The sequence below is a fragment of the Actinophytocola sp. genome (genome assembly GCF_035762905.1).
Taxonomy (GTDB): Bacteria; Actinomycetota; Actinomycetes; order Mycobacteriales; family Pseudonocardiaceae; genus DASYTH01.
In genome coordinates, this window is the sequence record NZ_DASUCC010000005.1 from 12018 (window position 1) to 38802 (window position 26785).

Consider the following 26785-nt stretch of genomic DNA (forward strand, 5'->3'; position numbering starts at 1 on the left):
TTCCCGCCCCCCACCCCCCATCCGATACCCTGTCCACACCGGTCCGAGTGGCGGAATGGCAGACGCGCTAGCTTGAGGTGCTAGTGCCCGACAAGGGCGTGGGGGTTCAAGTCCCCCCTCGGACACGTTAACCCCCACGAACTGCGCGTGGTCGCGTTCGTCGCTCGTCTCATGTGATCAATTGCAGCTGTGGATGCCCGGTCGATGATCTCATGTCGAGGGCGCAGCTGTCGGTATCACACAAGATCATGATATCGCGCTCGCGGAGCGCGTGCGCCAGTTCCGCCGGATCGGGCTTCGTACTCTGACCGGGTGTCGTGAGGTGTGGGTAGCTCTGGGCGATGCGGGCGCAGATGACGTCTTCGCGCAGGTAGAGGGTCTTGGGCTTGTCCGCGGTGGTGGGTTTGGCGCTGGTGTGGCCGTGGCGGCAGCGGTAGCCGGGGCGGTCGTGGACCCAGTGGGAGTCCATCCGCCGGCTGCAGATGCCGCAGCGGAGGAGGCCGACCAGGGCGTAGGTGCGGGAAGTGCCGTCGGCCGGGGTTGGGGTGGCGTTGATGGCTTGGGCGGCGAGGAAGTCGTCCTCGCTGACCAGCGCGGGGTGCGCCCTGGTCTTGGAGATCACCCAGTCCTGCGACCGGCTCGACGGCGTGCCGGCCCACTCCCCCGGCCTGCCTGGCAGGTCCGCGGTCGGGGCGTGGTCGCTGTGGTGGCGGTTCCAGACCTGGCGACCGGTGTAGCGGGGGTTGCCCAGGATGGTCGCGACGGTGCGCAGAGTCCAGCCCGCGCCGGTGCGGTGGCGGTTGCGGTCGGGGTCGGCCTGCGAGGGGCAGCGCACGCCGCTGAGGTTGAGGTCGTGGGCGATGCGGGAGGCGCTGTGACCGGCCAATCGTTGGGCGAAGATCCACCGGACGTGATCGGCGGCGGCCGGGTCGGGTTCGAGGCGGTGCAGTCGGCGACCCCAGCGGGCATGGGCGGCGTTGGGATGCGGACCGGCGTCAACCAGGCGATACCCATAGGGCGGGCGGCCACCCAGGTAGCGGCCCTGCTCGACGGTCTGGGCCCGCATCGCGGCCAACACCCGAAACCGAGAGCGCTGCACCTCCCGCTGGGACTGGGCGCCCAGCAACAGCACCAATGCCGCATGGGTCGGATCGCCGGGGTTAATAGGGCCGTGGGTTTCCGGCAACCACACCGCTACGCCGTGCTCGGCGAAGATCGGCAACAGGTGGATGAGTTGGTCACCGCAGAACGCCCGTTCGTACTCGCCGACCACCACGGCGTCAAACCCCCGGTCGGGCCGAGCCAACGCCGCCAGCAGTCGAGCGGCCTGCGGCCGATCCGCCCACGCCGTACGCCGCGTCTGCCCGATATCGAAGAAATCAGCCACGACTCTTCCGCTGCCGGCTATCAGATCGTCGGCGACGTGCCGTTGCCAGGCATACGACGATGCCCAGTCTTGAAAGTCCTGGGTGGACATCCGACCGTAAAAGGCGAACCGCAACCCACCCACCGCACCAACCCGGCCAGCCGACCGCGACGACCGCCGCACCCTCCTACTACGGCGTGCAGCCCACCCGGCCAGCTGATCGCATTCCCGCACCGCAGTCACGCTTGTTGCCTCCGACCCTTGTTCGGCTTTCTGGTCGGAGCGAACCCTTGGGTGTGGGTGATCTATCGTGCCAGCGGCATCGCCGGGATGTGCGACGGCCACCGACCCGCACAGGTGAACCCACGCATTTGAGGGCTGCCGTCACGATCAGGGGCCTGCAGGCGGCCTGTCGACTCCACCGTGGCCAGAGACGACGGCGATCAATGGCTACAACCCGCCGTGGCCCTAGAACGCAGCCGATTGCCCCATGCGGCCGACGACTGGGACTGTGCGCTAGCGCCGTTCAGCGACGACACGACCTCGACACGGCCGACGATCTACTTGACGTCTACTACTGAGCGGAGGTCCGGCGCAGCCTCGACACCGAACCACGGATGATCAGCAGCGAACGACCGCGTGTGATCACTCGGCGTCGCTCAGCAGGATGGCCAGGACGGCGTCGTTCTCCTGGTAGACGGCCCTGTGGTGGGTGGCCAGGACTTCGGCGAGTCCTGCGGGGGTGCTCTCTGGGAGCGTGCCGAGCGCCACCGCTGACGGATTGGGGCCTGCCGCCGCGGCCACGCGTTCGTCCATTCCGGCTAGCTCCGCCTTGTATAGCACCTGGATCTGGTGGGCGATGATCAGGCCGTCGCGGTCAATATCACCCGCGTGGGTCAGGCGCACGCCGCCGTCGACGGCGTGTTCGAGGAAGGCGTACTCGACGCTCGCAGGTGCCCGCTCGTGCACGCCAGCGCGCCCGTGTACCCGACAGCCATAGCGGCCGCAGCTGCGGGAGCAGGGCAGCACGCTGCGCTGGCAACCGATCAGCCCTGCCCTGGCCGATTGCTTGATCGAGTACGCCGCCACCCGCCGTACGCGCTGCCTAGCGACCCGCCGTAGCGCTACCGCGACGGGCGCCCGCTCACGTCGCGGCGCTGCGACCGCCTCTGAAACGCCTCGGCCAACACCTGCTCTGAGTCGCCAAGGCATCTCCACCCACTGGCTCCGACACAGCATCCTCACTTGGGTCGAACGCCACTTCGGCTACGGCATCGCCCGCGCCTAGGCCAGCCACACCGACATCACCGGACCCGCCACCACCACCTACATCAACGCCAGCCTGCAAGAAGTCGCCACTGCATGGCCGCAATGACCGGACAACCCCACCCCCTCGCTACTACATAGCCCCGCCTACAGACCCCCGTCGGCGGGGTCCGACTTGACCACCATCGACCGATCGCTGTACATGCTGGATCATGAAGATCATTTCGCAGCGCGCTCCACGCGGTCCCCGATCTTGCCCTGCCAGCTCACGGTCTCCGATGCTGTGCCGGCGGCGACGATCCGGTTTTCCTTAGCGTTCAGCAACATATAGGTTATGTTCGAGGTGGCCATGACGGAGAACTTGTCTTTGAGCCATAGTGGGCGGTCGTTCAACACTTGAGTTCCGGATCCCGCGATTCCTTTCACCAGTAACACGTTATCGATGCAACCTTCGAGGTGGAGCTGCTCATATAGCACGGCATTTGTCAATGCAGACCTGGTGGATCCGCTGGAAACTGTCCGCACCGAATTGTCGAACATGTCAATTGCGGTGATGAGCGCCTTGATCTGCTGTTTGCGGTCCGCCGCTTCCGTCTGGTATTCAGGTCGAATATTTCCCCAGAATGATTGCTCCTTGTCGGCGAGCTCACGCCGGAGGGCACGCAGCTCCGCGAAGTCATTGTCAATCTGCCCTTTTCCGCGCATTCGGAAATTGGCGTGTAGCACTGTTGAGCTGGGCGAAGCGGTGATCAGGGCGCCGACTACCGCCGCACTCGCCGACAGGTCGTCCACGGAGGTTGCGAACGTCGAAAGGGAGCGCTGCGCGGAGAACATCCCCACTACCGACGTAATGAACCCGGCAGCGGCCGCGGCGACGGCCACAGATTCGGCGCCCGACTTTTCCCTGTCAACAGGCCCGGCCGGCGGTGGCCACCGTTGCTGGAGCAGTTGCCGAGCCATCGTCATCAGATCTTGTAGGGAGTCCACCACCGTCTGGTATGCCGCGTCGACGGAGGCAAGGTCGGGTTCGGTTGTCACCAGGACCGAGGTCGGTTCGCCCACCTTGGTCTTCACAATTTCGGCAACCTTCTCGGCGACCGCTCGCAGTCCGTCCATCGCCAGCGCGCTGCCTGCGATCGGCTGATCCCCCGACACCGCAGTCTCGCCACGAGGAATGTCGGCCAGGATCGGTGCGAGGCTGGTCCATTGGCTCTGACGAGCCTCCGCCGCATCCTTCTCGGCCTTCACAATCGCGGCTTCATTCTCCGCGTCTCGTCGGCGTCTCGCGAGCGGGCTGTCCCACTCAGCGACCTGCTTCTCTGCGAGCTCCGCCTCGGCCGTCGTCTTTCGCTCCGCCGGAGTGGGCTCGGTCATGACGCCTCCTAACCTGGTGGTTCTCCCTGTTACTCGCGTCAGAACATCCAAGCACTACGGCTGGTCACGAAGTCAAGCGGAGCCATAGGCCTGATAGCACATAACCTGAGATCACGGAATCAATGTGCACGGCCATCGGCGCACACGAGACTCCGTCGGACACATCGCCAAGCACGCTTATCTCGATCGAGTGTTCCTCGGTCTCGATAGTCGGGTGACTGGCGGCCATGTTGTGTGAGCAGCATCGCTCGGCCGGGTCGGTCGGGCAGGCAGTTGATCACGGCATTGGTGCGGGACATGGTCGAGCATGGCGAGGCGCCACCGCCTATCAGCTGTTGTTGGAGAGTTAAGCAGTGGATCGGAAGCATTGTTGGTCCGGGTTGGGGCATGCGCTGATCCGGAAGCCTCCGCTGACCTGACCGCTGCAGCGCCGAGCGAGGGTCGTGGTCAGCCGGCCCTCATTTGGTTCCCACCCTTCGAAGCAGGGTGATCGATGGCTTGGCGATAGGTCCGAAGCATGTGGGTCCTCATGTGGGCGCCTGCTCGCCGCTTACAACGAGGCGCCCGGGCGATCGAGCGGCGTACAGTCCAGCTGGTCGCCACTGTCCGTAGCCGCCCTGACCGGCAATCTCGTCACGTGACTCATCCCTGACTACACACTGCTACCGCGACCGTCAGATTGTTCAGCCTCACACTGCGATCTACTACCCGCACCGTCCGGCGGGATACCTTCGGCACCAGTGAACGGTCGGTTGCCGAACGTGTGGAGCATGGAATCCCTCGTCCTGGGAGGTTTCAAGCCTCTCAACACGGCGCTGCCCATCTCCGTCGACACCCGCGGACTCGATAGGCCAATCTCAGAAGATCGCTGCCGGGCGTACTTGCTGGTGTCGTAGCCATCGCTGATCGACAATCACGGCGGCCTGCGGCAAGCTCGCCGTGTTGGCCGGCCCGATGTCGAGTCTGTCCGATGAGATGCGTAAGAATAGGTGGTCACATCGTTCCTCCGAAGACGAGGTGGGATTGTCCGAGCTGAGGTCGCCTCTACTGATCCATCCCCTGAACTGGACAGACGTCCGGATACGGGAACTGCGCGACGCCCTGAGCGCGACGATCTATCGCGAATCCGAGGCCGAGTCCGTGGTGAGCGAGGCCGGTCTGTCCCCGGGACTGATCCGCTGGAGTCAGCCAGCCCGCACGCTTTGGTTTGACGTAATGAACACGGCGGCCGCACACGTGGTGCTGGCCGAACTGCTGCGAGCTGCGGCACGCAGCAGGCCTGTGCTCGCATACCGCGTAGGTGAGTTGCTGGCCGGAAATCCCGTGGTCGGTGCGCCGTTGCTGGAGGACAAGCCATTCTCATGGCGCGGAACGGGCGACGAACGGCAAATTGTGGATGCGCAAGAGACCTTGCTGGACGTCGCGTTCCTGCAGCACGGGCTCGATCGCGCACGGGCTGTTTGTCGGCTCGTAGTAACGGCGGATGGCCGCCGGTACCATGGCACCGGCTTTCGTGTGGGGGATCGAGCTCTGTTGACCAATTACCATGTTCTTTGGCCGAACGGCGTGCCGGCGTCGACCGTTCGCGCTGAGTTCGGCTATGAATTTGATATCAGCGGGCTGCTGCGCCAACCGGTATCCATTGAATGCGTAGTACGCACGATTTGTGGTGATGCAGAGGACGATTTCGCCGTCATTAAGACCTCCGACCACCTACCGGCTGAGGCGCCTGTACTGCCGTTGCGCGGCGGAGCCCGGCCAGCGGTCAACGACCGGGTCTACATCATTCAACACCCGAAGGGTCTACCAAAGAAGATCGCGATGCACCATAACCTTGTCCGCTATGTAGACGATGTCGTGGTTCAATATTGGACCGACACCGAAGCGGGCTCGTCCGGCTCGCCGGTGTTCGATGAGCAGTGGCGCGTGGTCGCACTGCATCACCGCTGGGTCGAGTCGCCGGACCACGACGGCGTTGCCTACCGGAACCAAGGCCGCGCAATCGGTCGGGTTGTGGAACGGCTCGACGCGCTGGGTGTGGACCTAGGGGCCTAGGATGGTGCGCTGGATTAGATCCCCGGACTGGCGGGACGCCATCGCGGATCTGCTGCACCGCACGCTTCGGGACATGGCCTGGCAGAACGAAATGATAGTCGAGATCTGGCACGCGATCGGTATGTCACCGGCGGAGGTCGTGTGGAGCCAGAGTGCCGCGACGCTGTGGCCGACACTCACCCGTGACGCTTTCGACGCGGGCCGACTCGAGGACTTGGTCCGCGCGGTGCGAGCGAGAGTTCCTGCAGCCGCCAGCGCACTCGATCGAGTTCTGACTGCGCCGGCCGCGTCCGCACCCTGGTATACACCGCTCGAACGGCACATGTCGATGCTCGTGGGACCGGGCTGTCGGCGGGCGCTGATCGATCGAGCCGGATTGCGCCGGGCCGTGCTGCGGATGCTCCAGGAGGATTACCCGATCCTGGCTATCACCGGTGGGCCAGGGTCCGGCAAATCCTATAGCCGCCACCTGATCCAACACATAGTCACCAATCCCACACTGACGTGCGACTTCGTGGCCATCGATATCGAGAACGACTGGTATGACGACGTGCGCGCGGCGGATCTTGTCCGCGCGCTTGCGTCCCGACTGGGACTTGCCTCAATCGACTTCTCTGCCGACCACGTCGAGCAGTCCCGTGCAGTGCGGGAGTTGGTACACCAGCTCGTCGGGCGGTTTCGGACGTTACCAGCGCGGCTGCGTTGGATCTTCATCGACGGCCTAGACCGGCCATGGGTGCGGCCGTGTGTCCACATCGCGGTTGCGCAGCTCGCTAAGGAGGTTGAGTCGGGCCAGTTGCGTGACACGCGCCTGGTCGTGACCGGCCATCCCGGTGACTTCTGTCCGGAGGTACTCGATGTGTTGCTCGTCGAGCAACTCACCGGGCTCACCGAACATCACCTGCGCGAGTTCTTTCACGAGATCGCCGATGCGGTGGGCCACTCGCTTACCCCCGAAGAGCTGACCGGGATGGTCAACGATGTGCTCGGCGAAACGGATCTGTCGGATCTGCGGGCGCTGGGTTCGGCCGCCAGCCGGGCCGCCCATGCCCGGTTCGCACCGAGCGCGACCGCATGACCCGGTCAGTTGTGGTCGGTCTAGACGAGCTTCGGCTGCGGGCGAGCCTGCTGTCGCACTATGAATTGTCCTGGATCGGCGCAGGCGACGAGGGTGAGGCACTGTTCGCCGACTCCACCCGAGTGCTGGTCGGCGATATGCGGCACTGGGCGCTCGACGACGCCGTTCGTCGATCGGTCACCAGCCGGATGCCGCTTAGCGAGCTTCAGCGAGCCTGGCGAAGCTTGGTGCACCGCCCGTCCGACGACCGGCAGCGCGCCATCGATCGAGTCGTCGGCGGGCTCGTTTCGCTTCGGCTGGACGAGCTCAGTCCGGCTGAGGTCCGGGCGCTGGCGTGGTTGTCACGATGGCTCGGCGGGCATCTACGAAGGACCGACGAGATCAATCGCGCGGTCGCGCTGACCGGGCTGCTGGAGCCGTTGCGGGACCTGGCAGATAACAGTTTCGTAGGCCGCGAGGATCTGCTATTTCGACTCCGGGCCCATCTCGACGATCCTGGACAGCCTCTGCTCTTTCACGGTATCGGCGGGATTGGTAAGTCGGCTCTGCTGGCTCGTCATGTTCTGCGCAGCGTCTCGTGGGCCAGGGTCTGCTACCTCAACTTCGACCAGACCTCGCTCGACCCGGCGGTGCCCGCCACCGTCGTCGCTGCGATTGCTGGGCAGTTGGCCATGCAGACGACTAATGACGGTGGCCGGACTGACCAGCTCCTCGCCGGCGCCCGCGATCAACTGCGTGGTGGTGACAAGCACTATCAATCCAGCGGGCGTTCCGCCAACATCGGATCAACCCATACTAACCTCCTGCGATTGCTCGAGCTCGCGCTGCAGGACGGGCCAACCCTGCTGGTGCTCGACACATTCGAGGAAGTGCAACGGCGAAGCCCGGAAGTTCAGGAGTCGTTCGCGGCATTTATCGCTGACCTGGCACATCGGATACCCAATCTGTCGATCGTTGCGGCGGGGCGCTCCCCGGCCGTGAACCTGGGATTCAACGGCATCGAGGTGCCGCTGTTCACTTCGGCGGAAGCAACGGCGTTGCTGCGGTCGTTGCTTCCCTTCAATCTGTCGATAGCCGACGCACGGCGGGTAATTGATGCCGTGCGAGCAAGCCCGTTGTGCATCCGACTGGCCGCTGGCATCCTGCGCAAGCAACCTGCACACGATGCATTCCGCGACATCACGCTGCGGCTCGGCGTGGTCGAAGGCGAGCTGTACCACCGGTTGCTCAGCTACATCGAGAACCCCCTCGTGCGGAAACTCGCCCACCCCGGTCTTACTCTGCGCCGGGTCACGCCAGAGTTGATCGAAGAGGTGCTCTCACGTCCGTGTCGGGTGCCGGTCCCCCACCCCGGTGCGGCGCATGCCCTGTTTGAGGAACTGGCCCGAGAGGCGATGCTGGTCGACCGAATGCCGGACGGGCACGTACTGGTCCACCGTTCAGATGTCCGGCAGATGATGCTACCTCGCCTGACCGCCGACGACCCCCGCACGATCGCCACCATCCACCGGCGCGCCATTGCCTATTACCGGCGACGAACAGGCACAACGGCACGTACGGAGGAGTTGTACCACCGGCTGATGCTGGGCCAGCAGCGCGCGACGTTGGAACGCTGCTGGGACGATGATGCGCTCCCAGGCCTGATCCCGTCGCTGGACGAACTGCCCCCGGCGTCGAAGGTCTACTTGGCAACAAAGACAGAGTATCTCGGGGTATCGGAGGAAGATCTTCTGGCTGCAGATCTCACCGACCGGCGTGAGCAGGTGCTGCGCCGGGTGCGAAAACTGTTCCAGGAGCGCATGTTTGAGCGCGCTCTGACCGAAATCGAGGAACACCGTTCGGAGTCCGGCGACCTATCCTGCCCCGTGACCGATCTACTCGTCCAGGTGCTGGAGGCGTCGCGACAGTGGGAACGCGCACTGTTCGAGGCGGAAACCGGCCGGAATCGCGTAACGGCTTCCGGCTCGCCGCAGGACTTCTACACGCTCACGTTCCACGTGATCAGGCTGCACGAGCATCTCGGTAATCTCCATGGGGCACAGCAGGAAGCGGCCAAGGCCCTGCTGACGACCGACTCAGCACCGCCCACGATCGACTTCCGGCTGGTGCGGCTGCGGCTGGTCCTCCACTGCCTGCGGCTGGCCCGGCGAGGCGTCGAACCGACACCGTTCACCTCGAACCGGCTCGCACGCGACGCGATCCGGTTGTACAACAACATGAGCACCCGCGCCATCCGCGACGTTCCCGGTCTGCTGCGCGACCTCGCCGGGGAGATTGGCGATCAGGAACCGAAGATCCTGCGCGCCGCACTGCAGGTGTACGGTCTCGACGCGCGCGATATCCCAGAACTGTTGACGGCATTCGGTACTGAGGCACCGGAGTCGCTGACCCAGGCCAATCTGAGTGAATTCACTCGGTATCCATTCGCGGATCGGCTCGCGGACCAGATGGCTACCGGCCCGCTCCCGCGGAGGGTCCCAGAAGCGCTGGCGGAGCTGTACCGGCAGGACGCCGATGACGCACTGTCTGGCGGCGCCGACATCGAATTCGTTCAACCGTCCGTTCGCCAGGCGCATTTTGGGGCGCTCGACGAACCGGAGCTGGGCGCACACCTGCGCGCTGAGGCCCGGAGTCTGGTCGAGCAAGGACGGCACCGGCAGGCCATAAGCGTCCTCAATCGGGCCGTCGAAGAGGCCGGTAACGACACTGCCGCGCGTGCCATGGCTCTCGCGTCGCTCGCTTACCTGGAAGCCGAGACCAAGGGCTTTGACCAGGGCCTCAGCCGGATCCTCCAGGCGAAGGAACTGTCGCCGAGTGGTCCGACCGCGGCCATGGTCGACAGCCAGCACGCGTTGATCCTGCTGCGTGCAGGACAGACCCCCGAGGCGCTGAAACAGTACGACCTAGCCCTTGCCGGCATGGTTCACGCGGACGTGTCTCCACCGATGGTCGTCCGAGCGATGTTCAACCGGGGGCTCGCGCGAATAGAGATGGGAGACGTCGAGGGCGCTGGTCGCGACCTGTCGACCGCAGCAGTCTTGGCCGAGGAACATGATCTGCCTGTGGTACGGGGAAAGGCACTTGCCAACCTCGGTGTAATCGCCCAGCTCACCGCAGACCTGCCCACAGCGCTGGCCCAATTCGAGCAGGCCGCACGCATCCTGCACGAGGCAAATCGCGAGGTACTTGCGCGCATCCGATTGGATGTGGCCGAGGCCAAGTTGGCGGCGGGCCTTGCCGATAATGCCAACGACGAGATCCGCGACCTGCTTCCTGACCTGCGGCAGGGCCGGGCCGGCTTCGACGTCGCTGTAGCCGAGCACCGATTGGCCGCCGCTGAGTTCCTGCGCGGCGAGTTCCAGCAGGCTGAGGTACATGCGACGGCAGCCCGCCGCCGGTTCACTCGCCGCGGCCACGACCGGTGGGCCGCCCTTGCGACGCTCACCCGGCTGCGCGCCCAAGTCGCCATGATCACCGCGGGAGACCGACCCGCACGGCGTGATACTCAGGAACGCGCGGCCGACCTGGCCGATCGCCTGGCCACACTCGGGCTTGCCGATGAGGCGGCAGTGGCCAACTTGCTCGCCGCCCGGATTGCGATCGTCCGCCAAGCCCTAGATGATGCGGATCGACTGCTCCAGAGGTCCACGCTGCGGCCTAGCGCGCCAATAGACTGCCGTATGCTGCAGCGGCTCTGCCGCGCCGAGTTGGCCGTCGTCCACAACGACCCTCCGACTGCTCTCGACGAGGCTCGCAGAGGGTTCGCCGAGCTCGCCAACTATCCCGACCGACTCGGCACACTCGACCTGCCAACCGGCACCGCTGTGAGCGGTCGCGCACTGGCCGACCTGGCCGTCAATGTCGCTCGCAGTCGCGGTGACACGAAACTGCTCGAGTGGTTGGAGCGGGCCAAAGCACCGATCTACGGCTACGACCCGCGACCTGTCGACGAACCGCGCGCCCGGCTGCGAACCATCAGCCGACTGCGCCAGCGGCACCTGCTGGAAGGACGACCAGTCAACGAATTGGACAGCCGGTTCGGCCAACTCCGGCCGATCGCGGGACAATCCGCCCCCTGGGTTACCTCGCGCGCCGCGCTGACCAAGCAGTTAGGTGACCGCGTATTGGTGTCGCTTGGCACATCGCGGGGAGAGCTGTTCGCGGTCGTGCTCCACGGGAAAACGGTGACCGTTCCACTCTGTTCGACGAACGAAGCCTTCGAAGCAGCCATCCGACTGCACGCCGACCTGGACACCCTGGCCCCCGACGAACTTGCCACCCCTCTCGTATCGATGGCGCGCACCTCGGCCACCCACCGCAGCGAATCGTTGGACCGATTGATCGTGCAGCCGCTGCTGCCACTGATCAGCGATCGGGAACTGCTGATCTGCCCGACCGGTCCACTTGAGTCAGTGGCCTGGGGCGCGCTGCCGTCCCTGCGCGGTCGCCCGGTCTCTGTAACCCCGTCCGCAAGCCTCTGGTTGCGCATCACGGAATCCGAGCGGGACAACTCGGCCACGATGCTCGGTCCCCACGTCCAGACGGTAACCATGGCGGAAGCGAAATCCGCCATCGACGGCCGCTTGATCACGGACTTGGTAGCGCGCTTCGTCTCAACACCCGAAAACCCATGGCTGTCGGGCCACGACTGGGCCAGTGGTGAGCTGCGGGCGTATGAGTTCGCATCGCTCACCCATCCTCCCAAGGTCGTCATAACCGAAGGCGACCTCGGCTATGCGGGCGCTCTTCTCCAAGCCGGAGTGCGCACGGTCGTCATCGCTGTCGGTCGCATCGCGGACACCGTCCGCGCCGCCGCCGCTCACGATCTCTACCGGCTGATCACCGCGGGTCGACCGATTGCTCGCGCCGTGGCCGATACAACCGCGCGGGACCCGCTCAAACGCCCGTTCGTGTGCGTTGGAGCATGACATTGGTCTGTGGCCGACAGCGGTGGACCTATTTGCGCCCCGTGCACCTCCCCGCCACAGCCAGCCCGCCCACTACCCACCCTGGGGTCTACTTGACCACCACCGACCTACAACATGCACGAGCAGTGGACCCCCGACGTCATCTCGGTACAGCGCATCGCCGACCGCCTCGCCCGGCACGGCACCGCGCTGGCCGAACCGGACGGCCAGAGCACGGTGTGGGTCGGCGCGCCGCTGCGCGTGCACCGCCGCTGCGACCGGCCGATCTTCGACATCTCCAACACCATCGCCTACGGCGGGGACCTCATGGTGTACGGAACTCGGGTCGACGGCGCCTATCCGGGACGCAACGGCTGGCTCGACGTCCGATCGGGACAGTCACAAGGCAACTGGGTGCCCGCCGAGGGCGAGGCACTCGCCGCGCTGCTCAGCGAACTGATCGCCGACGGCGTCGACCCCACCGACATCCGGGTGATCAGCCCGTTTCGGGATGTCGTGCGGGGCAGCAAGAATCTCCTGCGCTCGATCTACGGTTCGACCTTCGCCGACCGCAACGTAGGCACCGTGCACACCGTCCAGGGCCAGGAATCCGACGTCATCGTCCTGATCCTGGGCAGCGCCCCGCGCAACGACGGGGCACGGCATGGGCGGCCGAGAAACCGAACCTGCTCAACGTGGCCGCATCCCGCGCCAAACGCCGCCTCTACGTCATCGGCAACCGAAACAACTGGAAAGACCTGCCACACTTCTCCGTACTCGCCGCATCCCTACCCGTCCTGCCGGCCTGATCGCACACGAAGTCTCAGCGTCAGAGCATGCCGGCCAAGCACGCAGTGATGACCACGATGGGCATGGGTGGTGGAAGTGTTCCCCTGGCCGCCAAGGGCACCGACTTCACCGTCCACCATGATTATCCCTTGTCGATCAGTGATTGACCGGCGGTGGTGAGCACGTACTGGGCGTCGTCGCCGCAGAATTAGGCGCCAACGTAGCTATCGGCCCGACCGTCCCAGGAGCCGCCTCGAGATCACGGCCGCAGCCCACAGCGGCCGTGTCCCGTGCGATCTGGTCGCTGATGCCCTCACGAGGACCACCACCGCCACGGCGTTGTCGACCTTCGCCAGGGCGCTCGGACTTCACACCCCACCGCGCAACAACACCAATAGTGATCGGACCGCCGGCCAACGACAGCAGCTGCCCGCGAGCCATGCCGCCGGGTGGCTCGCAACTACGCTCGACACCGTGATCGAGATGTCCGAACCGGCCATCCGGCTTCAGGGTGAGGTGATCGGTCATCCTGACGGACCGAGGGTCCTCTTCCACGCCTGGACGGCCGGGGTTGTCTCAGATAGGGACCTCCGTGGCTTGATTCCGGACGCTTGGATCCGCAGCGGCAACGACCAGCCCGAACAGGTGATCGGCACACAGCACTGGGTTGCGATGTTCCGTACGGCCGGGTTTGTTTCGCAGCCGACCAGCCTGATCGCCCCGGTTGACACCGTGACCGTTTACCGAGGCGCGCCCGAACAACGGTCTCGAGGGATGGCATGGAGCACCAACATCAACGCGGCCGAACAACACCGCCAACGATGCGAGAAATTCAACGAGACCGCACTCCTCTACACAGCCACGATCGAACCCCGCGGGGTCCTCGCGCTCTTCCGCAGTCACAGAGAGGACGAGGTTGTCCTAGACCCACAGTTCCTCATCGACCATCGACCAACTGACCCACCCACCAACCGAACCAGCCGACGCGTCCAGTAATCCGCTCCAAGGGCGCCCAACACGCCGGACTCCCAACCATCCAGAACAATCCGCCGAGTTACCTCAGAATCACAGGCACATCATCCTTGTCGACGTGCCACACAAGCCGAGGCACCGCAGGTCAACGCCCGTCGACTACCCCAAGATCAACGGCACCGAACAACCCCGGCCTCAATGACCAGACAACCCCATCCCCAGCCACCCCATAATCACCGCCACGGACCCCGTCGGCGTGTCCGCCTTGACCGCCACCGTGCTATCCTCTGTACACTCTGGATCCATGAAATCTCCGGGATTCCCGGGGATTTCAGTGGGAATCATGTCAGCGTCTCGGACACGTTAACCCCCACGAGGTGCGCCTTTGCGTTCGCGTTGAGCGAGGGCGGTGTGGTTGCGGATGGCAGGTGGCAGGATATGGCTACTGATCCGGGCGTCTCGGCGGCCAGGTAGTCGTCGCAGTCCGGTTACACCGCGTATGAGGGCCAGTGGACGGTGATGACGATCGAGTCGTCTTTGGCCTGCCGGGTGTGATCAATGCCGGGTCCCCAGATCATGTAGTCGCCTTGGCGCTGCGTGGTGATGCTGGCTTCGGTGAGTTCGATGGGAAAGCGGCCTGAGACGAGCAGGACGAGCGTGGTGCGCTGGTGCCTGCGGCGTTGCGGCACCTGTGCGGGATCGAGCCCGGCCCACCCCTGGTGCTGGCCGCGGTCGAGTCATGTGGCATTCGCCGACCATGTCAGGCACCTGAGAGACGCAACCCCGAATTCTGTCGGAGTACCTGCGCTACCGCTTCATCGCGGTCATCCTGGTGGATGGTGATCGTCAATCGGCTATCCACCGAGCGGGTCGACCGGACCGGGTGCCGAGCTTCGTTCCCTGCCCGGAGTCCGCGCGGCAGCCTACAACCGGACGGACACCTCGTCGTCTGGTCGACCGCAGACGTTCGCTGGCTCACCTAGCTTGAGTTTAACCTTCGGGGGCGCCACCCGACCCCTGGTTGATCATGAGCGAAGCCCTTGATTGATCATTCCTCTTGCGACAGAAAGATGATCTAGCCAAGGGCTTCGGTGATCAGTGTGCAGGGTGGTGGGCTGGCCGGTCCAGCCGGGGATCTGGCGCGATTTCGCCAGGAGTTCTACGGTCCTTGTCTCGGCGGGCGGATGCGTTGTTCGAGCTGTGTGATGCGGTGTTGTGTGCCGAAGGCCCGGTCCGGTCGCTGGCGGAGCTGTCCCTGGTGGGCGAGCATCGCCGAGGCCACGGCGGGCTGTATGCGGGCCTGGCCCATGGCCGACTGGATGCCGATCGGCTGCGACGCGCGGTGCTGGCCGGGCCGCTTCCCCGCGCCGCTGATGGCCGGCTGGTCCTGGCCGTGGATATCACCTGCTGGCTACGCCCCGAAGCGCACACCACACCCGAACGGATCCTGTGCCACACCTACGGACGTGGCAAGGACTCCCACATGATGATTCCCGGCTGGCCGTACTCAGTGGTGGTCGCGCTGGAGACCGGACGCAGCTCGTGGACCACGCCCCTGGATATCCACCGGCTGGCACCGGGAGACGATGCCGCCATCGTCACCGCCACCCAGCTGCGCCGGGTGGTGACCGGGTTGATCACCGCCGGGCACTGGCGTCCGGGTGACCCGGACATCCTCATCGTGGCCGACGCCGGTTACGACGGCCCCCGCCTGGCGTTCGTGCTGCGCGACTTGCCGGTGGCGGTGCTGGTCCGGATGCGTTCGGATCGGGTCCTGCGTCGCCCTGCGCCACCCCACACACCGACAACCCCGGGGCGACCACGGCGGCATGGCGGCGAGTTCGTCTTCGGTGACCCGGCCAGTTGGGGCGAGCCGGACATCACCGCCCACCACGACACCCGGCTCTACGGCCCGGCACGGGTCCGGGCGTGGAACCGGCTGCACCCCCGCCTGACCCACCGCACCGCCTGGCTCACCCACACCGGCACCCTGCCCATCATCGAAGGCACGCTCATCCGGCTGGAAGTCAACCGGCTGCCCTCCGGGGCGATCCCGAAACCGGTCTGGCTCTGGCACTCCCAGACCGATCACGACCCAGCCCTGGTCAACCTGCTCTGGCAGGCATTCCTGCGCCGATTCGACATCGAGCACACCTTCCGCATGCTCAAACAGACCCTGGGCTGGACCAACCCCAAGATCCGCACCCCCGACCAAGCCGACCGGTGGACCTGGCTCGTCCTAGCCGCCTACACCCAACCACGCCTCGCCCGCCCACTCGCCGCAGACCTACGCCACCCCTGGGAGAAACCCGCCGAGCCACACCACATGACACCAGCCCGGGTCCGCCGCGGATTTCGGCACCTCCGCCGACAGACACCATGTCCGGCACGTGCACCCAAACCATCTCGACCTGGCCCAGGCCGACCACCCGGACACCGCAACCGCCGACCCGCCCACCGCCACGACGTGCACACCGTCACCGCGACCACGAAGAAAAGACCCCAATCGGCCACACCCCGACCACGCCGCACAGGTTAAAACTCAAGCTAGGGCTTGTCGCGCCAGGCTACGTGGGGCGGACCGAGTGAGGTGTCCAGGTCGAGAGACCGCGTGCTGTCCGTCGGGAGCTGCCGGTTTCGGTGTCGCACATCGTGTGTCCTGGCCAGCGCGGCGCGTTCGATGAACGGCACAGGCGCATCGATCGCCGTGCGGATCTCGTCAGCCTGGCGAAGCGACCACGCCGCTTGGTCCACGTCACCAGTCGCAAAGGCCACCGCCGCCAACGCCTCCAGCACGCTCGCCTGCCGCCACCGGTCACCGAGATCCCGATGCAGCGCGAGGCTGGCCCGGAGTATCCGGCCGGCTTCGTTGTGGTTGCCGTCGCCGTGCTCGACCAGACCGAGCAGGTTCAGCGCCCAGGCGATGCCTTCCTTGAACTCCAACTCGCCGAAGACGTCAAGTGCCTGGTCCAGCAACCGCCGCGCCTGGGGGCGGTCATCCCGATAAAGCGCGACCGCGCCCAGATAAGCCAGTGACGACGCGGCCCCCCTACGGTCGCCCCGCTCGCGCAGCGCGACCAGGCTCTCGGTCAGGAAGACACTCGCCGCGTCCAGGTCGCCGGCCTGCCACAACGTCGCGCCGGCCAACTGTCTCGAGTACGCCACTCCGGCCTGGTCACCGTCGGCGTGGAAGGCTGACGCGGCCGCGTGGTAATGATCGAGCGCCGTGCGGTAGTCGGCCCGCTCCCTGGCCACCGCGCCGAGCAACACCAGCACTCGACCGGCCTGACCCTGGTCCCCCGCCACGGTGGCCAACTCGAGTGCCTGCGCCGCATGGCGGGACGCTCGCTCGTAGTCGCATTCGGACAGCGCCAACGAAGCCGCTCCGGTCAAGGCCTTGACCCGCAGGTCCGCCGAGGCCCCCTCGGACCTGGCGAGGGCGTGCACGAGCCACTGGCGACCCTCGCGATAGTGGCCGTGCAGGCGGCAGTAGCGGCTTAGCACCGTCGCCATGCGCAACTCGTCGGTGCAATCGGTGGAACCTGCGAACCAGCCCATGGCCGCGCGCAGGTTCTCGAACTCGACGCGCAGCTCGCTGAAACCTGCGCCGGTCGGGTCGAGCGCGGCATCCTCGGCCCACGTCAGGAAGAACCCGGCGTGCCGCTCCCGAGTCGTCGCCTCGGCTTCCGGGTCGGCGGCCAGCTTGGTGCGGGCAAAGGCCGCGATCGTCTCCAACATGAAGAACCGCGTCGAGGCCCCGGTGCGGCCGGCTCGCACCAGCGATTTGGCCACCAGGCCGGTGAGTGCGTCGAGGGTGCCGGCGGGCTGCCACACCGCCTCCGCCCCTTCCACTGAGAACCCACCGACGAACACACCGAGTCGCGCGAAGAGGCTCGCCTCGTCCCCCGACAGCAGGTCGTGACTCCAGGCCAGCGCCGCGTCAAGGGCCTGATGATGGTCTGCGGACGCCACCCGACCGCGAAAGCTGAGCAGGCCAAACCGGTCCTGCAGCCGCCGCACGATCTGCGCCGGGGCCAGCACGGGAGTGCGCGCGGCTGCCAGCTCGATCGCCAGCGGGAGACCGTCCAACGCCGCGCACAGCGCCGCGATGTGTTGCGCGTCGTCGTCGTCGAACGCCAGCCCGGCATGCTCCGCCGCGCGGTCGAGGAAGAGCCGGACGGAATCGTATGCGGCGAGTTCGGCCAGCGTCCTCGGCACGTCGGGATCCGGCGTAGCCAGCGGCGGCACCGCGTAGGTGGCCTCACCGGCCAGCCGCAGCGCTTCCCGGCTCGTCGCCAGGATCACCAGCTTCGGACACCGCGCGAGCAGCCGCGAAACCAACTCGGCGGCGGCCCGCACCAGGTGCTCGCAGTTGTCCAGCACGACGATCAGGTCCTGATCAGCCAAACCCTCCACAAGGGTGTCGACCCGATCGATCCCGGGCTGCTCCGGAGCGCCCAGCGCGGTCGCCACCGTCTCGGTCACCAACTCCGGAACCCGGACCGGCGTGAGGTCCACCAGCATCACCTGGTACGCGTCGAGGAGCAGGTGCATCGCAGTCGTCGCCAGCCGGGTCTTGCCGCAGCCACCCGGTCCGGTCAGCGTGACCAGCCGGTTGCCGGCCAGCAAGGTGAGCACCTGAGCCAGCTCACGCTGCCGGCCCACCAGGCTTGTCCCTGGCAAGGCCTCGGACGCCCGCCCGGGTGCAGGACGCGGGCTCACGCCCTCCCTGTCCCGGCCGGTGAACCCCAATGTGTCGCGTGGTAGCTCATGAGGGTGGGGCCGGCCAACATGTCGGTCACCGCCTGCGCCGTGGTTGTCTGGCGCGGACCCGCTTGTCGTGATCGTCGGCTCTGGTGTTGCAGGCGGCGGCTCGCCACGTAGAAGGCACTGGTGCAGGGTTCGGAGCTCAGGGCCGGGGTCGGTGCCGAGGTCGTCGGCCAGGCGCTGTCGGAGGAGGGTGTATCGGTCGAGGGCTTCGGCGCTGCGGCCCGCCGCGTGTAGCGCCCGCATGAGCAGACCCTCGAGTTGTTCGGCGAGCGGATACTCAGCGACCAGGTCGTGCAGGGCGGTGATCACCACGCTCGGGTGGCCGAGCCGTAGTTCGACCTGCGCCCACTGCGCCGCAGCCTCCAGCCGATGCTGGTGCCAACTGCTGCGCACCTGCGCGGCCCATCGTCCAGACAGGACCGCCAACGGTGGCCCCCGCCACAGCCGCAACGCCGCAGTAAGCGCACCGGCTCGGTCGGTGTCGGCGAGCCAGGGATCACAACCGTGTTCGACCAGGCGGCAAAACCGGTGTAGATCCACCACATCTGGGTCGATATCGAGGATATAGCCGGCGTGCCGCCGCTCGATCCGCACCGACCTCTGCCCCGTGCGGTCGGCCGCCTGCCCGAGCAGGCGGCGGATTCGGCTCAGGTGCGAGTACAGTACATTTCGCGCCTCGACCGGCGGAGTGTCATCCCAGACGCGATCAATCAGCGTGTCCATGGCCACCGGTCGCCCTGCATCCACACTGAGCACCGCCAGCACGGCCTGCTGCCGCGGTGCCCCCACGTCCAGCAGTTGGCCTGCAGCCCACAGCTGCACCTCGCCCAACAGCCGAACCTCCATACGCCCACCTTCGGTGACCGCGGAATCACTTTCAGCATTGCACATGGTTGATGCTGAACCTGTCCCAACGTCGCCGCAAGGCCCGCGGGCTGGATGACACACCACCATGAGCCAGATCCCTCAGAAGGTCGTCGATAGTGACCACGGCGGGTCAACGATCACGACGCCGATACCCGCCACACGTAACCAAGAGCGGGGCCGTCAATTTAACGGTGTAACCGGACCTTGGTTGTTAGTTACATCCGGCCGAAACGCGTTCGTCGAAGACGAGGTCAAAGGCGTTGAAATGTGGATTCCACGTTGCCCATTGGAGAAGAGTTGTACGAAATGATCCGGCAGATCATTTCAGTTAAACAGCACAATCCCGACGATGCATCCAGCCAGCAGGCACAGGACCATGAGTTTCATGATCAATGCCAGTGAACAGTAGATTCTCATGGTGCTCCTGTCTTCGGTCCACGGGCCGTCACCGTGACCATGACGGCGGAACGCCCGTCGTCATGGTCACGCTTGCCAATTGCCGCTGTTCTCCGCGTACCCCCGATCAGCTCCGCCCTGGGGCCGCTCGCCGCTTTCAGCTGGTCTGTTCGTAGATTTTGACGGAGTACCACAACCAGTGGTCATTGTTGGCGTTGCGAAGGGCCCAGCTGTTCCAGCTAGTGTGTTGGGGGGTTTCGATGATCTCCACATCCGTGACGCCGCCGGGAACGGTGACCAGTGCGCGGTCGTTGAACCGGTAGCTGGTGGTCGTGGTGACGTCGGTGGTCAGGTGGTAGACCAGCTTGTAGGTGCGCGGCGGGCCGTCGTCTGGGACCGCGTACTGTGGGACGACGCTCTGATTGATGGTGGTACCCAACACTTTGGGGTTGAAGTTCACCAGCAGCGGTGTGAACGCGTAGGCACCGTAGAAGGTCAGCACGCTGCGCGGTGCCTCCACATGGATCGGGTCGAGCGTCGCGACCAGGGTCCAGGTGGCGGCGGGCGCGGATCCGGTCTGCGTCTTCTGCGCCGCAGCGTCAGCGGCCACGGGAAGCAGCCCCACGGTCAGCGCGGCCAATGCGAGCAGTTGTGTCACACGGCGCAGCGCGGCCATGGGATGATTGAGTCGATTTCGCATGATGTCTCCTTAGATTGAAGTGCCGGCGGGTGGTTCCCGTCCGACGGGGGCTGTTAGACGCCGAACCGGATCCCAGGGATGGAGGGTTGTATGGCTGCTGCCAGGCGCAGCTGAGGCATGCGGGGGCGAGCCGATTACCTGGCCGGATGTCGTCGTGACGGACACCGGCCATCGAGGTGGCCTGACCGGGTCGAAGCTCCCTGCTCACGCGCTTGGAGCACCAGACGACCGTCCGTCGCTCGATGGGACGCGGTCTTCCTGGTAGAATATCCACGCCGCGATCAGGCTATTGTTGAGGCTGATACTGCTATCGTTTCCCGGCCACAATGCCGGCTCGGTTTGCGACATTTGACGGGGCCATACACGCTTCCATAGTTATCCATCCAATGCCATTGCTCGACGGTCGAACCCGCAGCCAAGCGTTCTGGATCTCAGCCCTTTCACCGCAGAGAGAACCTGCGTGGGGGTGATGTCCTCGCAATCATGATCATCATGATCGATCCGCCTTTCGCCGGGACTACCTACACGTGGCGCCTCCACACTGCCCAGCCTCGGCTATATATGAGGTGCTCCGAGGTCGACCCGTGCGCGGGCAGATTTGGTCGTCCGCAATACCATTGCAGTACGACCTGCTCGCGGACCTTGCGCCAGCCTTGCGGAGGAGGGGTCAGCCCTGGCGGGCGGATGCGTGGCCAGGAGATGTAGACGTTGAGACAGTCAAATAGGATGCCAAAGTCCCAAGGCGAGGTTCCCGCGCGGCGACGCGGGCGGTGGGCGAGGTGGCGGATGAAACCCTGTTGATTATTTGCTGTTGCGGCTGTCCATCGTTGGTGAACCATGGCCAGGGTGTAGATGCCAGTGTCGTACAACTGAGCTGAAGACTCGTTCACGAGAACATCCCACTACGGCGCGGCGCCCGACGCCCGCGGAATTCCCGCCGGATCCTCCAAACAAGGGAGCCTGACCTTGCTGTCCGTGCGACCGAGTGATTCGCTCAAGCGCCAGCACGACAGGGACACAGGTCTGGTAGCCTCGTGACATGGATAGCTGCATTGCGCAGGTATGCCACGGGGCCGTGTTGGTTTCTCGGACACTTCTTTACCCCACGGCCATCTGAAGCGCGCCGGCGAGACATCGCGTGGGTGACAGCGCGGGCGGCGAGGAGAATGCGCTGGGAGCGGACTGCTGGGTCGTCATGCCGGCTCACCGCCCTCGCCGTCCTCACCAACGAACCCCACCCACTCGCTTAACATTGGCCAGTAGCAGTTGGCAGTCCAGGTCGGAGACCTAACAGTTGACACCGACGAGTGGCGGTACGGACACCCATCCGAACTCCGAATATCCGGCAAGATCGACGTGAACTACTCGGTGAAAAAACAGAGCTTCGATACCTTTGTAGCCATGATTGACCATAGTTGAGTAGACGTCGTCGGACACGACGAGCGCCAGCGGTGCCCGCCTCATTCTCAGCCAGGCCCGAAATTCCGCTGCGTCCACCAGCCGGCATGCAAGGTCGACGGACTCTCCAAAAGGACCCCAATGGTCAAAATGAACCTCGCCTGCATGCATCGCGATGCGCAATCGGAATCCGACGTTCGGATTACGTCTATTGTGGTCGGCAAGGAGTCTGGCAAGGCATGGGATAAACCTGCTCAGTAACATGGTTTTCGGAAGACGATCGACTGGATGGATCAGCATGATCACCCCGTCTCCGCGGTCGACCAGGGGATCACGATTCTCGCTCGTGACTCCGCTCATTCTTGAGGCAATCTCAATAAGCTCATACATCGCTCGTCGAATTTGGGCTCTTCCAGGATTCGTCCTGGCGGTGGAGTTCTCAACATCCATGACAATGATCGTCCGGTGTGATGGATAATTGCACGTCAGTGCGTCCATCTGCAGCATCCCTTCGCCGAGATGATCGGGGCGGGCCGTATATGAGAAGTAAGCTTCTCCTGGATACGTCAAGCTGTCCATGCGCTTGCGTGATTCACCAGCCGTCCCATCTCGGCTGGTCATACATGGTGTACCAGGTCGATGGTTGTGCAATGTCGATAACGGTAGTGTGCACAATCAAACGATGCTCTACCGTTGCATCTTGTTCGGCAGAGCTGGTGCACGAACTGTGCACAAGCCGTATCCGCTGGAGGGGTGGTGACCATGGCGCGCCCTGAGCGTCCCTTAGACCCCAACGCTGGGGTTGTCCCGAGGTTTGCGATGGGCCTGCGTGAGCTGCGGCGGCGCGCAGGGAACCCGGGGTACCGGGAACTGGCGCGCCGTGCTCACTTCTCGGCGAGCGGGTTGGCGCAGGCGGCCCGCGGAGATCGACTGCCGAGCCTTTCAGTAACATTGGCATACGTACGCGCTTGCGACGGCGATTTGGTTGAATGGGAGACACGCTGGCGCTCGGCGGCAGAGGAGCTATACTCTGGATCAGTTCCAGGACCGTCCGAGACTGAGCCAGAGCGGCCACCATACATGGGCCTAGCGGCCTTTGGGTCAGCTGACAGCGATCACTTCTTCGGTCGCGACCGGCTCGTTGACAAACTAGTCAGTCGGCTACGGCAAAGACGACTAGTGGCAGTTATAGGTGCCTCTCGTTCTGGAAAGTCGTCCCTGTTGTTTGCCGGACTATTACCAGCTCTCCGAAAGTATCATGAAGAGCGTGGCGCGGAGTTATTTACTCTGCATATCACCCCTGGTACACATCCACTGCAGGAGTGCGCTGTTCGACTTGGGGCGGAACTTCGAATCACGTCAAGCCAATTAGTGCGCGATTTCGCTGACCGCCCGGAGAATCTCGCACTAGCGATCAGGCAGGTGATTGCCAAGCGGCCCTCAACAACAGACTCTCTGCTTATTATCGACCAATTTGAAGAACTATTTACACTCTGCCGAGAGGTCAAAGATCGGGACCAGTTTATCGCAGCGCTGCTTGCCGTCACGACGGATCCCAGTTGCGCGATCCGCGTCGTACTCGGCCTACGAGCTGACTTCTATGGTCACTGTGCCCAACATCGTCAACTTGCCGATGCAGTAGAAGATGCGCAGGTTCTGGTTGGGCCGATGAATATTGACGAACTAAGACAGGCCATCACGCAGCCAGCCCTTCGTTCTCGCTGCACCGTCGAGGCCGCATTACTCGCCCAGCTGGTTTCCGATGCCGCCGGCCATGCCGGCGCATTGCCACTCGTCTCGCACGCACTGTTGGAAACGTGGCGACGCCGAAAAGGAAACGCCCTTACCATCGCCGGATACGATGCTGTCGGCGGCATCCATCGTGCTATCGCGCGCAGTGCCGAAAATGCGTACTCGCTGCTAGACTCCGATGGCCAACAGATGGCTCGGCTGATCTTCCTCAGGCTCGCAGCGCCTGGGGATGGAACCGAAGACACCAAACGCCGCGTCCGGCGCGGCGAACTTGACAATGACAATCCTCGAACTCGACTCGTACTCGAGCATCTAGTTGCGGCACGACTTATCACACTCGATGGCGATAGTGTCGACCTTACCCACGAGGCGCTAATTCGATCGTGGCCTCGCCTACATGACTGGCTGGCGGAAGATCGTGAAGGACTCCGCATCCACCGGCGACTAACCGACGCCACCGACGCTTGGGAGTCGCTGCAGCGTGACCCAGGCGCCCTCTACCGAGGAACGAGGCTCGCTACAACTCAGCAGTGGGCCACATCCAACGACACAGCTCTGACACCACGTGAGCGGGCGTTTCTCCAGGCCAGCGTGGCAGCTCAGCACGATCTGGAGGTGGCCACGCTACATCGTACTCGCCGGATACGCCGGCTCGCTGCCGTGCTCACCTCGGCGCTAATAATCGCCGCTGCGGCCACCGGCTTTGCAGTCAGCTCTCAGCAAGCAGCTTCTCAACAACGTAATACGGCGCTGGCACAGAAACTGATCCGGGACGCGGGCTCGCTCCGAGAAGCCAACCCCGCCCTCGCAGCTCAATTGACTCTCGCAGCCCACAAGATCGCACCCAATCGCAACACTTATGAAAGCCTATTGAGCACGTTCGCTAAGCCGTATGCCACGCTTCTTCCTCGACATAACGGCCCGGTATTTGATGTGGCTATTAGCTCCGACCGTCGCACCGTCGCGACAGCAACCAGGCAAGGCCAAACTAAAATGTGGGATACAACCAACCCGCATAAGCCCATAGAGTTACCCGCTTTCCCAGCCGAAGGACATTGGGTAGAATTCAGTCCGCAGGGCCATCTCGCCGCAACTCTAACCAGCGAGGCTTCTGGGGCACGACTTTGGGATATGAAGGATCCTCGTCGTCCACAGCCACTGGCGGACCTAGGCCGCACGACCATCTATCGCAACTCTGTTGCCTTCAGCCCGGTTAAACACCTCGTGGCCATTGTTACGGCCGAACCAGGTCCAGCAAAGCTGTTAGACATTACGGATCCTCGACACCCTGCTCCATTAGGCTTCCTTGATCGCGGAATTGACGGCCCACCCCCCTCACGATATCACGACGGCGCACTTGTATTTGGGCCTGATGGCAAACTTCTCGCTGTGATCGGACATGACCGGCTCGTACGGTTGTGGGATGTCACTGACCCGACCAGGCCGGCGTTTTTGTCGACTCTCAATGCAAACACAGACATTGTCGCATTCAGCCCCGACGGTAAAACCTTAGCTACTAATGGTTCCAATCGAAAAATAGGATTATGGAATATTGCAGACCCGCGCGCGCCTAGTGTCATCTCGGAACTTCCTGGACACGCGGCGGCGGTTAATGATATAGCATTCAGTCCGGATGGCGGCACTATTGCCTCTGCAAGTGATGATCAGACGATTCGATTATGGGATATTACCTACATAGACGCGCCCGGCCCTCCTACTACGCTCGTCGGACATTCTGGCGCGGTGCACACAGTTGCGTTTAGCTCAGACGGTCGTACGCTTATCAGCGGAGGCGAGGACCCTGTCGTGCGTATATGGGACATCTTTCCCTTTTCTCATCGGATGGGATTCGCAGGGCGGCCAATTGACGTTACATTTGCCTTGGACGGCAAGGTTGTTGCAATTGCTGTTCCCGGAGGTGTTCGGACATGGAATCTGGCCGAAGGAGAACTGTCTGCACGGGGACCTGCCACCATCGGTAGACGTTATTGGCTGGGTGAAGGAGGGTCACCTGGCGAGCCGCTCATCGCACGCGCAAACAACCAAGTATTGCGATGGAGCATCGACGACTCGTATCGACCACAACTAGTCGGCTCACTAACAGGCGAACAGGCTACAGTCGATTCACGCGAAAGCTTGCTCCTGGTTAGAATACCCGCAACCGATCGGCGAATTCATCAGAACGACCGAAGGCAACCAGATGGTGGATCAGGCCGAGTAGCAAGAGGCCCCCTTGAGAATTCCCAAATTTGGGACGTTAGCGACCCGTACAATCCGCAAATGCGCGGTGTACTCCCAATAATATTTTCTAGCTCCTCGTTCAGCGCTAACGGCCGATTGCTTGCCACTACCAGAGAAGGAGATAAGCCAGGAGACCCTGGGGACCCTACCATCATATGGGACATTCAAGATTCAGCACATCCGTCAATTCTCTCGACTCTTCCGACAACGGCGTCCGTCGCTTTTAGTCCCACCGAGCCAATTCTTGCCATGACAAACCGGGACGGCGGGAGCCGGCTGTTGGACGTTTCGGACCCTCGGAATCCCACCGAACTCTGCGCCCTGCCGGCCGGACCAATTACACCTGACCGCCCTACCCATTTAGGTCAAACGGCGTCGTTCAGTCCCGATGGAAATATACTTGCGACGATCGGAGGCGACAACACGACGCGACTATTGGATATCAGCGATGCCCGTCAACCGCGCGAAATAGTGCGGTTGAATGGTCACTCAGCTACCTTGAATTCGGTGACGTATAGCCCTGATGGCCATACGATTGTGACTACCGGTGAGGACAACTCACTCCTAGTATGGGAAACGGATCCTGACCGACTCGCCAAACGCATATGTTCTGTAGCCTATCCGCGAATCACGTCCTCGGAATGGAACCACTACACGCAGGGTGAAAAGATTCAACCTCCATGCTCTTAACGATCTCCTGACGCAGCAGGGTGAGGCAAGGATGGAGACGACCGAGGAATCCGAGTTAAGCCCCTCATGCGGCTACCAGTAGCGCGACCGGCACACGGGCTCTGGTAGCATGTTCACATGGATACCTGCACTGCGCAGGTATGCCACAGGTCGGCGTTGAGGTC

At 63.9% G+C, this 26785-nt stretch carries 14 protein-coding genes and 1 tRNA gene; 8 read left to right on the forward strand and 7 right to left on the reverse strand.

Annotation, left to right across the window (positions count from 1 at the left end; all coding sequences use genetic code 11):
- Nucleotides 1-41: 41 nt before the first annotated feature.
- A tRNA-Leu gene (locus VFV67_RS00385) sits at nt 42-125 on the forward strand.
- A 44-nt stretch (nt 126-169) separates the two neighbouring features.
- Here VFV67_RS00385 and VFV67_RS00390 read toward each other — a convergent pair.
- From VFV67_RS00390 to VFV67_RS00400, 3 genes are all read right to left on the reverse strand, one after another.
- Nucleotides 170-1477 carry a recombinase family protein gene (locus VFV67_RS00390; protein ID WP_326466306.1) on the reverse strand — a complete coding sequence of 436 codons (1308 nt, stop codon included), beginning with the start codon at nt 1475-1477 and terminating at the stop codon, nt 170-172.
- Nucleotides 1478-2011: 534 nt separating this feature from the next.
- Complete coding sequence (locus VFV67_RS00395; RefSeq protein ID WP_326466307.1) at nt 2012-2455, reverse strand: DUF2399 domain-containing protein; 444 nt, start codon at nt 2453-2455, stop codon at nt 2012-2014.
- Nucleotides 2456-2851: 396 nt separating this feature from the next.
- Nucleotides 2852-4006 carry a hypothetical protein gene (locus VFV67_RS00400; protein WP_326466308.1) on the reverse strand — a complete coding sequence of 385 codons (1155 nt, stop codon included), beginning with the start codon at nt 4004-4006 and terminating at the stop codon, nt 2852-2854.
- 1023 nt (nt 4007-5029) lie between these two features.
- On the opposite strand from VFV67_RS00400, the gene VFV67_RS00405 reads away from it, so the two are divergent.
- From VFV67_RS00405 to VFV67_RS00425, 5 genes are all read left to right on the forward strand, one after another.
- Nucleotides 5030-6061, forward strand: a complete 1032-nt coding sequence (locus VFV67_RS00405) for a trypsin-like peptidase domain-containing protein (protein WP_326466309.1) — start codon at nt 5030-5032, stop codon at nt 6059-6061.
- A 1-nt stretch (nt 6062) separates the two neighbouring features.
- Nucleotides 6063-7139 carry a hypothetical protein gene (locus VFV67_RS00410; protein WP_326466310.1) on the forward strand — a complete coding sequence of 359 codons (1077 nt, stop codon included), beginning with the start codon at nt 6063-6065 and terminating at the stop codon, nt 7137-7139.
- Nucleotides 7136-12067: a hypothetical protein gene (locus VFV67_RS00415; protein ID WP_326466311.1), complete on the forward strand. Its 4932-nt coding sequence runs from the start codon at nt 7136-7138 to the stop codon at nt 12065-12067. The genes VFV67_RS00410 and VFV67_RS00415 overlap by 4 nt, the downstream gene beginning before the upstream one ends.
- Before the next feature lie 114 nt (nt 12068-12181).
- Nucleotides 12182-12904 carry an AAA domain-containing protein gene (locus VFV67_RS00420; protein WP_326466312.1) on the forward strand — a complete coding sequence of 241 codons (723 nt, stop codon included), beginning with the start codon at nt 12182-12184 and terminating at the stop codon, nt 12902-12904.
- A 405-nt stretch (nt 12905-13309) separates the two neighbouring features.
- Nucleotides 13310-13831 (forward strand): hypothetical protein, encoded by a 522-nt coding sequence (locus tag VFV67_RS00425; protein WP_326466313.1) that lies wholly within the window; start codon nt 13310-13312, stop codon nt 13829-13831.
- A gap of 464 nt (nt 13832-14295) precedes the next feature.
- Here the strand turns inward: VFV67_RS00425 and VFV67_RS00430 are convergent, their stop codons facing one another.
- Nucleotides 14296-14496: a hypothetical protein gene (locus tag VFV67_RS00430; RefSeq protein ID WP_326466314.1), complete on the reverse strand. Its 201-nt coding sequence runs from the start codon at nt 14494-14496 to the stop codon at nt 14296-14298.
- 479 nt (nt 14497-14975) lie between these two features.
- On the opposite strand from VFV67_RS00430, the gene VFV67_RS00435 reads away from it, so the two are divergent.
- Entirely contained in the window at nt 14976-16346 is a 1371-nt protein-coding gene (locus VFV67_RS00435; RefSeq protein ID WP_326466315.1) for an NF041680 family putative transposase, read from the forward strand.
- A gap of 8 nt (nt 16347-16354) precedes the next feature.
- Here VFV67_RS00435 and VFV67_RS00440 read toward each other — a convergent pair whose 3' ends face one another.
- From VFV67_RS00440 to VFV67_RS00450, 3 genes are all read right to left on the reverse strand, one after another.
- Nucleotides 16355-19423 carry an AfsR/SARP family transcriptional regulator gene (locus VFV67_RS00440; RefSeq protein ID WP_326466316.1) on the reverse strand — a complete coding sequence of 1023 codons (3069 nt, stop codon included), beginning with the start codon at nt 19421-19423 and terminating at the stop codon, nt 16355-16357.
- Between the two features lie 574 nt (nt 19424-19997).
- The gene (locus tag VFV67_RS00445) at nt 19998-20540 is read right to left on the reverse strand and encodes a hypothetical protein (RefSeq protein ID WP_326466317.1); all 543 of its coding nucleotides are present in this window, start codon (nt 20538-20540) and stop codon (nt 19998-20000) included.
- A 1287-nt stretch (nt 20541-21827) separates the two neighbouring features.
- Nucleotides 21828-22517: a hypothetical protein gene (locus tag VFV67_RS00450; RefSeq protein WP_326466318.1), complete on the reverse strand. Its 690-nt coding sequence runs from the start codon at nt 22515-22517 to the stop codon at nt 21828-21830.
- A gap of 501 nt (nt 22518-23018) precedes the next feature.
- Here VFV67_RS00450 and VFV67_RS00455 point away from each other — a divergent pair.
- Nucleotides 23019-26621, forward strand: coding sequence for a hypothetical protein (locus tag VFV67_RS00455; RefSeq protein ID WP_326466319.1), 3603 nt, complete (start codon nt 23019-23021; stop codon nt 26619-26621).
- The last annotated feature ends 164 nt before the right edge of the window (nt 26622-26785 follow it).

Bases quoted from the DNA above. Each gene is read 5' to 3' on its own strand.
- VFV67_RS00415 (WP_326466311.1), top strand. From the start codon at position 7,136: ATGACCCGGTCAGTTGTGGTCGGTCTAGACGAGCTTCGGCTGCGGGCG.
- VFV67_RS00400 (WP_326466308.1), bottom strand. From the start codon at position 4,006: ATGACCGAGCCCACTCCGGCGGAGCGAAAGACGACGGCCGAGGCGGAG.
- VFV67_RS00440 (WP_326466316.1), bottom strand. From the start codon at position 19,423: ATGGAGGTTCGGCTGTTGGGCGAGGTGCAGCTGTGGGCTGCAGGCCAA.
- VFV67_RS00445 (WP_326466317.1), bottom strand. From the start codon at position 20,540: ATGCGAAATCGACTCAATCATCCCATGGCCGCGCTGCGCCGTGTGACA.
- VFV67_RS00420 (WP_326466312.1), top strand. From the start codon at position 12,182: ATGCACGAGCAGTGGACCCCCGACGTCATCTCGGTACAGCGCATCGCC.
- VFV67_RS00410 (WP_326466310.1), top strand. From the start codon at position 6,063: ATGGTGCGCTGGATTAGATCCCCGGACTGGCGGGACGCCATCGCGGAT.
- VFV67_RS00450 (WP_326466318.1), bottom strand. From the start codon at position 22,517: ATGGACAGCTTGACGTATCCAGGAGAAGCTTACTTCTCATATACGGCC.
- VFV67_RS00390 (WP_326466306.1), bottom strand. From the start codon at position 1,477: ATGTCCACCCAGGACTTTCAAGACTGGGCATCGTCGTATGCCTGGCAA.
- VFV67_RS00455 (WP_326466319.1), top strand. From the start codon at position 23,019: ATGGGCCTAGCGGCCTTTGGGTCAGCTGACAGCGATCACTTCTTCGGT.